The following is an 11,549-nucleotide window of genomic DNA, read 5'->3' on the forward strand; positions in this document are numbered from 1 at the left end:
TTTAGTTAAGTTGGATGAAGAACATCATTATGACTTGGTTGTGGTGGGAGGAGGCCCAGCAGGCTCTTCAGCAGCATTTGCGGCGGCAAAGAATGGAATCAAAGTTGCATTATTAGAAAAAGAAAACTCGATTGCAGAAACAGTCAGAACAAGCGGAGTCACGTGGATTAAAAATATCAAAGAGTTTGGGATCCCAGATGATTGTTTTAATCCGATTAAAAATTTCTCATTTTGTTCACCAAATAATGAAGTTATGATTAGTGACTCAGTTCCACGAGCAGCTGTTTTAGACGTTAGAAAATCATACAGGTGGTTAGCACAACAAGCAAAGGAATCAGGGGCAGATATTTTTTTAAAAGTAAATGTTAATAATGTAATTAAAAACGAGGAAGGAGATATCGTAGGAGTTACAGGTATTGGACCTAATGGAAAAATTACATTTCATTCAAAAGTAGTAATTGATGCAAGCGGATTTCCATCCACATTATGCAAGGCAATGGGGTTTGTATCCCAGTGGAAGCGATTTGGTGCAGGAGCAGAATACGAAGTAAAAGCAGAAAATGTAGAGTCAGACACATGGTGGCTAATGGTAGGTCAACAATACTCACCAGCTGGATATGCCTGGATTTTTCCTCTAGGCAACAACATTGTTAGAATTGGAGTAGGAGTTGGAAAACCAGAATCAGATGTAGACCCAACTCAAAGACTCAAAGAACTTATGGATTCCAAGGTTGGCCCAATAAAAAAACTAGGAAAGTTAACACCAATTGAATTTCATTATGGATTAATTCCAAATGATGGTTTATCAAGAGACACTGTTTTTAATAATTTAATTTTAGTTGGAGATTCTGCAGGTCAGGCAAACCCATTAGTTTTAGAAGGGATAAGATACGCAATAAAATTCGGCAGAGTTGCAGGAAAAGTTGCATCAGAGGCAATAAAATCAGGAAAAACAGACAAAGATGCATTGAAGCCATATGAAGAAAATTGGAGGAAAGCGATTGAATCAAAAATAAATTCAGCAGGCAAAGTACAAGACAGATGGATTGGACTATCGGATGAAGAGTGGGATAAAGAATTAGACATTATCAAAGAATTGAATTCAGAAGAGTTCATTGATTTTATTAAAGCAGAATTTGGATTATCAAATATGGTAAAATTAGCAACGCATCATCCAAAACTTGCAGTAAGACAGCTCTTCAATTTAGTAAAAGGGAAAAAATAATTACTTTACATTAAAAAAATCAGTTACACGAAGATCGTGATATTCTAATTGTATAACATAAAGACCTGGATCAAATGGTTCAGATATTATTTCAGAGAACAACCCTGAAGAATTATCCTTCAGAGCAATCGCCTCTACAAGATTCCCTCTCTGATCAAAAATGTCAACAAACAGGTCCTCTCTAAAAGAAATTGTCTTCTGAACTGCACCTGACACAATCAATTTATCATTTTCATAGGATGCTTCAATGACTGCGGTTCTGGAGCGAATTGGAAGATATCGTTCTATTATTAGCTTTAATTCATCAATATTTTCATCTACACTTGCTGCATCTTTGTCAATAAAGCCAGCTTTAATTTCAGTGATCACAGATGAAAAGCGAGGATTACTAGCGAAATCATCACCGCCAAATTTTTCGGCAAATGATTCAAGTTCTTCAAACTCTCGAGCTAATTCAACTAAGTTCAAATCTGATGCACTGTATTTGTAGTCAAATTCTTCTTCAACATGAACAATTTGGGTCGCCTTTGAATCCTGGTACTGCAGCATCACCACATAGAGACCAGGATCAGTTGGAGCAATCCACTGAGTGTAAAAATTACCTTGTTTTGTATCAGTGAATTTTAAACTACTATGAGTACTACCATCCATATTGAAAATAGTTACGTATAGATTTTCACGTCTATCAAAAACAGATTTTTCAGTAGCACCATTTAGAACCCAGATATCTTTTTCAGCATCAAAGGAAATATCATAAATGATTTTTGGATTTTCTAAAACCAAATACTCACTAAGGTAGTCCCCAATCTGTGAGATTTTAGATTCTGCATCAACAAAATTTGCAATGCTGATTAGTTCATTAGCATCATCCATCATTTTATTATATTCATCGACATATGCAGAAAATTCACTGTTGTAAAAAGTAGAAACCATATTTGAGAAGGCATCAAGTTTTTTACGGAATTCAATTCGCTTTATTTCATCTGCAGTATATCCAACATCAGAACCAAGAGGATCATTTGCATATGCTTGTGAAACATCAGTCCATTCTACAAATAATTCGCGCACTAAGAAATCAGCTTGATCAAGATCATTTTTGATTACAAGGTCTCGTACATCATCTATTTTCTCATTAAACTTGTCAGTGAATTCAATATAGTTTGGTAAGAAACGATTCTTTGTCAAACTAAGTTCAACTAAATTTTCAAGTGATTTTGCACGCTGTAGAATATCACTTGCACGTACTTTGAATGCATCTTTATCATATGAATCCAAATCAGATTTTATTTGAGGGGCCTTTTCACTCACCCAAGTTAGTAAAACTTCAATTCTATCAATTCGGGTAATTGAGGGGTTTCCTGATTCCATTTGTTTGGCCGTATCCAAAATTTTGAGCGCATTATCAATCAAAAACAGATTTTCATAATCTGCTTGAAGTTCAGCTTTTTGTTTCATAGTATTATATTGAAATTCTAAAACTAACAATGGGTTTCGTTTTTCTCTTAATTCAGTCATGGATTGATCAAATTCAGATACAATTTCTAAGATCTCATCAGCAGATTCAGCATTTTCCACCCTTTCTAGTAGTGATTTCCAATCTTCCACAAGAGAAGAATCAATTCCACTTGATTGTGAAATCTCAACACTCTTGTTAATTCTGGATGATATGTCAATGATTTGAGCCATCTGTATTATTTCAGATTCTGAATCCAAAATGTTTTGAACTGACGTTGCCAGAGCTAAATCAGTTTCTAAATTATCCCAATCAGGTATGATCAGATTAGCAAGATCACTGTTTTCTTCAGAATCATTTGAAATAAATCGTTCAACATTATCTAATTCTCGCAGTAAGACTGCAGCTTGGTGCAATTCAGAAACACGGGTTTTTGATTCAATTAACTCAGCAATTGACTCTTTACTCATCAAAGATGGTTTAAGGGACTCCCAATCATTTTGAACCAATCGATAAAGGTCACTTTGTTTTCTTGATACAACATCAAGATATCTTGATTTTGAAAGAATATCTATTAGTTCACTTAGTTCATCAGAGTAAATTGGAGCAGTGCCCCGTGCAAAAATAAATCCCACTTCATTTTTCACAGGTTTGCTCATTACAGTGTCAGATTTTTTCATCAAGTTTAACAATGTCTCCTCTAACTCATCAAATGTAGGAGTTTTTTGATTGCTTGTCTTTTCAGGATTTACATTTCTAATATCCACAAATACATCACTTAACAAATCGATGGCTGTTGTTTTGTCACCAATTTGATAGTAAAATATTGCTGTATAGGTTGTTTCATCAATGGACTTTGCAATATCAAAAGAAATTTCATCATCATCTAATAATTGTTGAACAGAATCAAGCGAAGAGGATACTGCGGGTCTAATTAACGGATCAACATCAAGAATTAAGTCATCTGCAAAAAATTCAGTCCATAAATTAACATATGTTGATTCTAATTCAGACAGATTATTGGATGTTTGATTAGATATTGGGGATGAAACATTAAACAAATCACTGATTAATGATGCTTGATCATTTACCAATTTTTGCGCCATTGAAATTTTTTCATCGTTATTAGGTTCTGAAAAAGTTGATGATGATACAGTAAATGTTGTTGATTTGGCATAGTCACCATAAAACAATTTAATTTCATATTCACCAGAAATGCCACAAATCCTTCCTTTCAGTGGAATTACATCAGTGATGAAAACCCCATTTGATAAAGGCATGAGTTGCTGGATTTGACATAAATCTCCTTGAGGATTAAAAATTTGCATAATTAAAAATGAGTCGTCAGTAATACTTGCAATAGTACCATAAATGAAAAGAGGTTCACCACTCTCATAACTTCCAAAATCATCAAGAATTGTAATCCTATCAGGGCTCTGAGCAGTCGCATATACAGGCATCAGCAATATTACCATTAGGCTCAGAACTACTGGAAATTTCCCCATAAAGTTACAAACCGAGATTAATCATACTTAAAACTTGAGTAGCTATGATATGCGAATCCCTACTCCACACAATCAAGCCATGGCAACTACAGTAAAGTAGTTGCCAGACTTGATTTTTGGCACAGTGTTGGCATGGTTGGTATTTTTCGATATACAAATTGAATGGAATTGCTCGATTGTGCACTTTGTACAATTTTTACAAATCATGCTATTTGGCTTCAAGCAATAGGAGCATTTGGTATGCTCATATAATTTTCCACCACAGTTTCGGCATGATTCATCAGGCAATTCTTTTCAAACAAAATTAATTTAAATAAAATATAAGAAGCACGTAGAAGTCGTTCATATCAATCATCAGTGAAACGAAAACTAAAATGAAATAACAAGTCATGAGAGTTATGGATGGAGTTAGAAAAACCTTTGATGAATGGGCTCAAAATGGAAGAGCGGAATTGATGGAGGTAGAGCACGGAAAGAATGTTTCAAAATTTTTACAAACCATATCATTTGAGAAACCATTTACGTTTCTAGATGTTGGTTGTGGAAATGGATGGGTAGTAAAGAAAATTTCAAAGGAGAAAAATTGCAGAAAGGCAGTAGGCATTGACAAAAGTAAAAAGATGGTCATACAGGCAAAACAAAAAAAAGAGAGTAAGAAAGAAGAATTCATCCATACCAATATAGAATCAATGAAGTACAAAGGGAAGTTTGATTTTATTTTCTCAATGGAATCAATTTATTATGCAGATTCAATTGATGTTGCCTTAAAAAAAATATTTAAAATGTTAAAACCCGGGGGAAGTTTTTTCTGTGGGACTGATTTTTACTCAGACAACAAGGCTACAGCAAAATGGGCAAAGATTATGAAAATACAAATGCATTTGCATTCAAAAAAAGAATGGAAAGAGTTTTTCAAGAATGCGGGGTTTATTACAAAAACAAAGCAAATCAAAGATTTGAAAAGTAAGAAAAAATGGAAACGTGAATTTGGAACATTGTTCATTATAGGCACAAAGCCTCAAAGGTAATATTCAAATTCAATCAAGATACCAAACTATCATGTGAGCTGGAGCACGACACGCTGCTACGGCAGAGGAAACTCCTCCCTCCATACAGGAAATGTGATCCGGAGATGGATAATCAGAGATGATTGGCAACGGAGCAGAAAAAAATCCAATATGGCGTACTATGATGGCAAAACCTGAGGTTTCCATAGAAGGAATGAAAAAAGCCGCCCCACATGGAGCAAGGCCAAACAGAACTTAAAGTTCCTGTACTAGGTTCAGGTAGGCTGCAAAGCGAAATATCGTGAAAACAGAAGGAGGGTTACTCCCAGCACACATTTTTTTAATTTTTAAAATTTTAACTCATTGATTGAGCATTTTCTTTACAAATCTCTGCTGCACATCCGCATGATGCATCACATAGACATGAGCCCTGCATTTCACAATCACATTCAGAGCCCATTTCAGCAGATGCAGCACATCCACATGCTGCCTCCTCACGGTTAGCCATTGTTGGAGGAGGGGTAGTTGTTTCTTGAGGTGCTGTATTTTCATAAACACTTCTTGTTTGTTGATAATCAGTTTCATCTTTTAGTTGGGCCTCACCTCTATTGGTTTGGTAACCACCAGATGATGCACTAGTTTGGTAACCTACTAATCTACTAGGATCAATTCCTTGTTGACCAACTTTTTCGTTTTTAAGAGATCTGCTACTTACAAAGAAAAATGCAATTCCTGCAACGGCTGCCAATCCAGCCATTCCGTATACAATGTAAATTGGAAAGTCACCAGTGGATGTTGTTCCATAACCTTCAGGAGTAGTTGGCGTAACACCAGCAATTTCAAGACCATCAAGAACATCTATTGAACCAAATCCAATCAAAGATAATGTAGCTGTATCTGATGATTGTACACTTCTAACAACATATCTTTCATCAGCATCAATTTCTGCAGTAAATACTCTTTCTACTTGTCTGCCTTCTCTAATACTACTTTCACCCATAGTCCAACTAGATACGACAAATCCAGAAATTGACTCATCCAATCCAAATGTTCCAGCATCTACATTGATACCAGTTGGATCAAACAAAAAGTGCCAATTTGTAAGGGGTTGTTGTAAAATAAAATCAGCATTAATTATAGGTCTATGAAGAACTTGTTCTGCTTCTGTTCCAGCAAATACAGCATAAACTTCAGGCTCTTGGTCTCTTAGCATGTTAATTGGAATGTTAATCTCGACACCATCAATGTTAATTTCATCATTTACAGTCATTCCTCTCCAGCCCAAATCAACTAAACTTCTTTGGGAATCTTTTGTAATCACATAACCAGAAAGGGTTCCTTCAAGGAGGACTTTGTAATCTATTGAGGTATTGATGTTTCTTCCTTTAAGAAAGAATTCATAAGCCACATTCAAATCGGTAATTTTTGCATGACTTCCATCATCAGATAATTTTTGATTTAGTTTATTCATTAAATCTTGAACGCCAGGATTTGAAGAATCTGCAACTCCGGCAACAGTCCATTCATTTCCACGTAGTACATCAAAGAGTTGCCCGCCATTAGGATATTCAATAAAGACAGTTTTTAGATAATTTATAGCGAATGGAGATTCGTCAGCATTTGGATTAATTCGTGCATCCAATTGTGCAGCCCATGCAGGACTAGTAGTACCAAATACAACAAGCCCAACAAGCAAAACTGTTAAAATTACAGCCCTAGACACGAGTAAAATCCACAAAATAACAGTAATAAACTTATCCTAAGTTAAATGATCGCAATCTTTTGAAAAAGTAATATGAGGTAATAAAACAAAACTAGATAGTTTTAGGGGAAAATGGTATGATCACAGTATTAGCAGGAGGAACAGGTTCAGTCAAATTAGTAAGAGGACTGGTAGCTCAAGAGTCCAAAGTTAATGTGATCAGCAATGTCGGAGATAATTATTGGCTTTATGGTCTCTATGTTTGTCCAGATATCGACACCATCGTTTACGGTTTAGCAGATTTACTTGATCAAGAAAGAGGTTGGGGAATGAAAAAGGATACCTTCAACTTTTTACGTCAAATGGAAGTTTTTGGAGAAGAGACATGGTTTAGAGTAGGAGATAGAGATGCTGCAACACATTTGATTAGAACTAACATGCTAAAAAATGGAAAAAATCTCAGCGACATTACAAAATGGATGTGTGAGAAATTTGCAGTAAGTGCCAACATCATTCCAGTTACAGATAACAGTATTGAAACTAGGATTACAACAGACAAAGGAGAATTACACTTACAAGAATACTGGGTAAAGCATAGGGGAAAAGATCCAGTTTTAGGAATCCAATATATCGGGGCCGATAAAGCACGACCAAACCCAGAAGCAGTAAATGCAATCCATGATGCAGACATGGTTATTTTGGCTCCAGGAAATCCACTTACATCAATTGGGCCAATGTTACAGATTAAAGGCATTAGAAAAGAATTATCAAAAATTAAGAAAAAAGTTGTTGCAGTAAGTCCACTAATTGGAGAGAATGCAATAAGCGGACCCGCAGCAAAATACATGCAAGCAGCAGGAATTGAATCTAATGCTTATGGATTGGCAAAAATGTATTCAGATGTATGCTCCAACATAATCTTAGATTCAAAAGACAGATTACTTACAAAGAAAATTCAAAGTTTAGACATGAGAGTTTTTGAAACTAAAATCACTATGAAAAATAAATTAGCTGAAGACGCATTAGCAAATTTCATTTTAAAACAAGTCCACGTTTAATTTGAAAATAGCTGCAATAATACCTGTAAAAACTTTCTCCAATGCAAAGACACGTTTAGATTTATCTCCAGCAAAAATTGAAAATTTGTGTGAGATAATGCTAGAAGAAATTCTACATACAATTTCAATTTCCCCTCAAATTGATAAAACAATCATAGTGACAAAAGAAGAAAAAGCAATTGAGATTGGAAAAAAATTCAACGCAGTAGTATTGATTGATGAAAAAGAGGAAAGTGTCAATAGTGCAGTATCAATTGCAGACAAATACCTTTTAGAAAACAAATATGATGCATCCATTGTATTCCCTCAAGACATCCCATACATCAAAACACAAGATATTGATTTTATGTTAAACTACAAAGCACCACCTAATTTTGCAATAATTATTCCTTCAAGAAGATTTGATGGAACAAATGCCCTTGCAAGAATGCCAATTGATTTAATGGAAACCCATTATGATGAAGATAGTTACAAAATCCATATGAATACCGCAAAAGAGCACACGCTAAATGTTGCAATGGTTTTCGTTAAAAGAATAATGTGGGATGTAGACAATATAGAAGATTTGAAATTTTTATTAGAACAAAACGAAAAACCACATATCGCAGAAAAAATTAAAAAAATCCTAGAGATTAATTGAAAATATTATTTTCCTAAGATCAAAAAAACCAGTTGAGATCACCAACAAACTTATAAACAATAATTTAGAAAATTTTAAATAGTATCATTAAAGGTTTTGTGAGAAATAAAGATGGTTAAAAAAGTAAATCCAAAAGACAGATGCCCAAGATGCGGGCAAGGAACAGTTGTTACAGATGCCAATACAGGGGAGAATTTTTGTGGAAAATGTGGATTTGTAATTACAGATAAAGTTGAAGAGTCAGGACCAGAATGGAGATCATTTTCAAATGAAGGTGAAAACAAAAGCAGGGCAGGAGTTCCAACATCACTGGCAATGCACGATATGGGTCTAGCCACGGTAATCAATCCACAAAATCGAGATGCAACAGGAAAACCATTAACTGCTTCAATGAAGAGCACAATTGAGAGATTAAGAACTTGGGATAGCAGAAGTCAAGTTCATGAGCCAGTGGATAGAAATTTCAGACAAGCGTTTAGTGAATTGGACAGATTGAAAGACAAGCTTGCAGTAGGGGACGCAGTAATTGAAAAAGCAGCATACATTTACAGAAAAGCATTAGAGAAGGGCCTGGTAAGAGGACGCTCAATTTCAGCATTAATCGCATCTGCACTTTATGCAGCATGCAGAGATACAGAAACACCACGAACTCTAAAAGACATTGGCCAAGCAAGCAACATCAAAAGAAAAGACATTGCTAGATGTTACAGACTATTACTAAGAGAATTGAATTTAAAAATGCCAGTAGTTGATCCAATCAAATGTATTTCAAGAATTGCAAGTAAGGCAGGACTATCAGAAAAAACAAAAAGAAAGGCAACTAAAATTTTACAAACTGCTGAAGAAAATAAAATTTCAGCAGGAAAAGATCCAATGGGATTAGCAGCTGCTGCACTCTATGTAGCATGTGTCACAAACGGAGAAAACAAAACACAAAGAGATGTTGCAGAAGCTGCAGGAGTGACCGAAGTCACAATTAGAAATAGATACAAAGGCTTGAAAGTAGCATTAAATCTCTAAGGAAGGCTCTTTTTTAGAATAAAAACGATTTACAAATAAAATTGAAACAGAGACAACTCCAGATATTAGCAACAATATTTCCAAGGAAGACATTAGGGGGTAAGAGAATGCTTCCTCAATTGAAATGGAGTTTAATTGTGAAATGAAATTTGCATAAGAGAAGACAAAATAATTCATAGCCCAATGAATCAAAAGAGAGGCCACAAATCCATACCTCAGATAAACCCATCCCAATACAATGCCACTAGCAGCGGCTTGGGCAAATTTTCCTTCAGTCCAAGATTCAGCAAATGCAATATGAGCAAATCCAAAGAAAATACCTACAAAGGCAATTAGCAAAAATGCTTTTTTGTAATCATAAATTTTTAGTGAACTAGGAGCCCATAAACATTTGATAAAATATTTGGGAGAAGATTTGTGTGAGTATAACGCAAACAGTGGAATGCCTATCAAAATTAGGCGAAATCCAAATTCTTCAATCAAAGGTGCAAGTGAGACGTAAAAGAACTGAATCAGATTATTGTCATCGAGAGGAGGTACAGTCACTATGCCGAATGCCTCTTGGACGAAATTAATTACTACAGAAACCAGGATTAAGATTGAAAACCATTTTGTAATTCCAATCATATAGTTTGTCGAGGTGTTAAATTTTCCAAAAGAGATTATCGATGAAATTGATTTTAAAAATCCATGTTTTGGACCTAAAATTGCAATTGTAAATAGCGCAGCATAAAAAATCCACAAAACAACAAATGCATCTCCAATGGTCACATCCAGTGGAGATTGATAAAAGTCGGTACCGTCAAAAATACTCAGATGTGTTATAGGATATTCAAAATTAATATCATCTCCAATGTCGCTTTCAAAAACAATGTAGATTCCCATAGGAAATGAAACCAGCAGTAAACCAAGAATAATTGATTGTAATGCAGTAAACGGAATTCCAAGGAATTGAAGAAGTCTATTGGAATGTTCCAATGTATTCTAATGTAATTCTATAGTGTCTGCAGCAAAACCCAAATTAATCAAAGTGTCTTTGATACTATCTCTATGATCACCCTGTAAGAAAATGTAACCTTCTTTGGCAGTACCACCACAAGCATATTTGTTTTTTAGTTCTTTGGCGACAGTTTCTAAATTATTTAGTTTAGGATCTAGCCCTTCAATCATAGTACCTTTTTTCTTAAATCTTCTAGTTTCTAATCTAATAATTATTTTAGTGCTATCTTTGGCAAGTTCACCACATGCACACAAGTCTTCTGGTAGACCACAAGTATTACAAATTACTGCCATTCGTTCGAAATAAATTCAATTGTACGCACTATTAAGCCTTGTTTGAATTATTCATACAAATTAAAAATAAACGGATTTTTTAGATAGAAAATCAAAGAACAGTAATGTCAAAAGATCTTACAAAAAAAGCTGCTGAAATGCTGTTAAATGGTGCAACATTACTTGGAGATCCGTGTCCATATTGTAGAGGAGTTAGAGTAATGAAAGAAGGGCATGCATTATGTATCAATTGTGGACGGGAGCCAGAAAAAAAGGACATTAAATTAGAAGAATCACCTCAGAGCAAAAAATCAGGACTAGAAGAAACTCTTGAAAGGAAATTGCAAGTACTCTCAAAAGAACTTGAAGGAGAAGCAAACCATGAAAAACAGCAGGAAATTCTAAAATCAGTTAATTCAGTGCTAGAAACATTAGAAAAAATCAGAGGAAAACAATAAAGTTTTTATGTAAAAATTCGGATGTCGAGGTATAATGAGTAGCAACAAGAAATCAGCACCACTTCCAGCATCAAGTGGAGGATTGATGAGATTCTTTGAAGATGAAACAAAGGGATTCAAAATAGATCCAAGAATAGTAGTATCCATTCCAATTAGTTTAATCGTAGTTTCATGGGTAATTGATCTTTTCCTAGCTCCGTGAAGAAACA

General features: G+C 34.8%; 11 protein-coding genes and 1 other RNA gene. 8 read left to right on the top strand and 4 right to left on the bottom strand.

The window, feature by feature from the left end; genetic code table 11:
- The first annotated feature begins 10 nt into the window (after positions 1-10).
- Positions 11-1,225: an NAD(P)/FAD-dependent oxidoreductase gene (locus NADRNF5_RS07220; protein ID WP_048116661.1), complete on the top strand. Its 1,215-nt coding sequence runs from the start codon at positions 11-13 to the stop codon at positions 1,223-1,225.
- On the opposite strand, the gene NADRNF5_RS07225 is transcribed toward NADRNF5_RS07220, so the two are convergent.
- Positions 1,226-4,183 carry a hypothetical protein gene (locus NADRNF5_RS07225; RefSeq protein WP_237089233.1) on the bottom strand — a complete coding sequence of 986 codons (2,958 nt, stop codon included), beginning with the start codon at positions 4,181-4,183 and terminating at the stop codon, positions 1,226-1,228.
- A 398-nt stretch (positions 4,184-4,581) separates the two neighbouring features.
- Here NADRNF5_RS07225 and NADRNF5_RS07230 point away from each other — a divergent pair, with 398 nt between their 5' ends.
- Both NADRNF5_RS07230 and rnpB read left to right on the top strand, forming a co-directional pair.
- The gene (locus NADRNF5_RS07230; protein WP_048119325.1) at positions 4,582-5,211 is read left to right on the top strand and encodes a class I SAM-dependent methyltransferase; all 630 of its coding nucleotides are present in this window, start codon (positions 4,582-4,584) and stop codon (positions 5,209-5,211) included.
- Positions 5,212-5,244: 33 nt separating this feature from the next.
- An RNA gene (gene rnpB / locus NADRNF5_RS10795) (RNase P RNA component) lies at positions 5,245-5,524 on the top strand.
- A gap of 21 nt (positions 5,525-5,545) precedes the next feature.
- Here the strand turns inward: rnpB and NADRNF5_RS07235 are convergent.
- Complete coding sequence (locus NADRNF5_RS07235) at positions 5,546-6,913, bottom strand: hypothetical protein (RefSeq protein ID WP_048116664.1); 1,368 nt, start codon at positions 6,911-6,913, stop codon at positions 5,546-5,548.
- A gap of 116 nt (positions 6,914-7,029) precedes the next feature.
- Here NADRNF5_RS07235 and cofD point away from each other — a divergent pair, with 116 nt between their 5' ends.
- The 3 genes from cofD (at position 7,030) to NADRNF5_RS07250 (ending at position 9,610) form a co-directional block, all read left to right on the top strand.
- Positions 7,030-7,950: a 2-phospho-L-lactate transferase gene (gene cofD / locus NADRNF5_RS07240; protein ID WP_048116674.1), complete on the top strand. Its 921-nt coding sequence runs from the start codon at positions 7,030-7,032 to the stop codon at positions 7,948-7,950.
- A 1-nt stretch (position 7,951) separates the two neighbouring features.
- A complete protein-coding gene (gene cofC, locus NADRNF5_RS07245) occupies positions 7,952-8,590 on the top strand; it encodes a 2-phospho-L-lactate guanylyltransferase (protein ID WP_048116677.1) in 639 nt (212 codons plus the stop codon).
- 111 nt (positions 8,591-8,701) lie between these two features.
- Positions 8,702-9,610: a transcription initiation factor IIB gene (locus tag NADRNF5_RS07250; protein ID WP_048116680.1), complete on the top strand. Its 909-nt coding sequence runs from the start codon at positions 8,702-8,704 to the stop codon at positions 9,608-9,610.
- On the opposite strand, the gene NADRNF5_RS07255 is transcribed toward NADRNF5_RS07250, so the two are convergent.
- Positions 9,599-10,588: a CPBP family glutamic-type intramembrane protease gene (locus NADRNF5_RS07255; protein WP_048116683.1), complete on the bottom strand. Its 990-nt coding sequence runs from the start codon at positions 10,586-10,588 to the stop codon at positions 9,599-9,601. The two genes, NADRNF5_RS07250 and NADRNF5_RS07255, sit on opposite strands and share 12 nt — an antisense overlap.
- Positions 10,589-10,594: 6 nt before the next feature.
- Positions 10,595-10,903, bottom strand: a complete 309-nt coding sequence (gene yciH / locus NADRNF5_RS07260) for a stress response translation initiation inhibitor YciH (protein WP_048116686.1) — start codon at positions 10,901-10,903, stop codon at positions 10,595-10,597.
- 104 nt (positions 10,904-11,007) lie between these two features.
- Between yciH and NADRNF5_RS07265 the strand changes: the two genes are divergently transcribed.
- Together NADRNF5_RS07265 and NADRNF5_RS10920 are read left to right on the top strand one after the other, a co-directional pair.
- Positions 11,008-11,340: an Sjogren's syndrome/scleroderma autoantigen 1 family protein gene (locus NADRNF5_RS07265; RefSeq protein ID WP_048116688.1), complete on the top strand. Its 333-nt coding sequence runs from the start codon at positions 11,008-11,010 to the stop codon at positions 11,338-11,340.
- Between the two features lie 34 nt (positions 11,341-11,374).
- On the top strand, positions 11,375-11,542 hold the full coding sequence (locus NADRNF5_RS10920) for a preprotein translocase subunit Sec61beta (protein WP_082051996.1): 168 nt from the start codon (positions 11,375-11,377) through the stop codon (positions 11,540-11,542).
- Positions 11,543-11,549 lie beyond the last annotated feature (7 nt).

It is taken from the genome of Nitrosopumilus adriaticus (assembly GCF_000956175.1).
Classification (GTDB): Archaea; Thermoproteota; Nitrososphaeria; order Nitrososphaerales; family Nitrosopumilaceae; genus Nitrosopumilus; species Nitrosopumilus adriaticus.

Bases quoted from the DNA above. Each gene is read 5' to 3' on its own strand.
- NADRNF5_RS07225 (WP_237089233.1), bottom strand. From the start codon at position 4,183: ATGGGGAAATTTCCAGTAGTTCTGAGCCTAATGGTAATATTGCTGATG.
- NADRNF5_RS07230 (WP_048119325.1), top strand. From the start codon at position 4,582: ATGGATGGAGTTAGAAAAACCTTTGATGAATGGGCTCAAAATGGAAGA.
- cofD (WP_048116674.1), top strand. From the start codon at position 7,030: ATGATCACAGTATTAGCAGGAGGAACAGGTTCAGTCAAATTAGTAAGA.
- NADRNF5_RS07250 (WP_048116680.1), top strand. From the start codon at position 8,702: ATGGTTAAAAAAGTAAATCCAAAAGACAGATGCCCAAGATGCGGGCAA.
- yciH (WP_048116686.1), bottom strand. From the start codon at position 10,903: ATGGCAGTAATTTGTAATACTTGTGGTCTACCAGAAGACTTGTGTGCA.
- NADRNF5_RS07265 (WP_048116688.1), top strand. From the start codon at position 11,008: ATGTCAAAAGATCTTACAAAAAAAGCTGCTGAAATGCTGTTAAATGGT.
- NADRNF5_RS10920 (WP_082051996.1), top strand. From the start codon at position 11,375: ATGAGTAGCAACAAGAAATCAGCACCACTTCCAGCATCAAGTGGAGGA.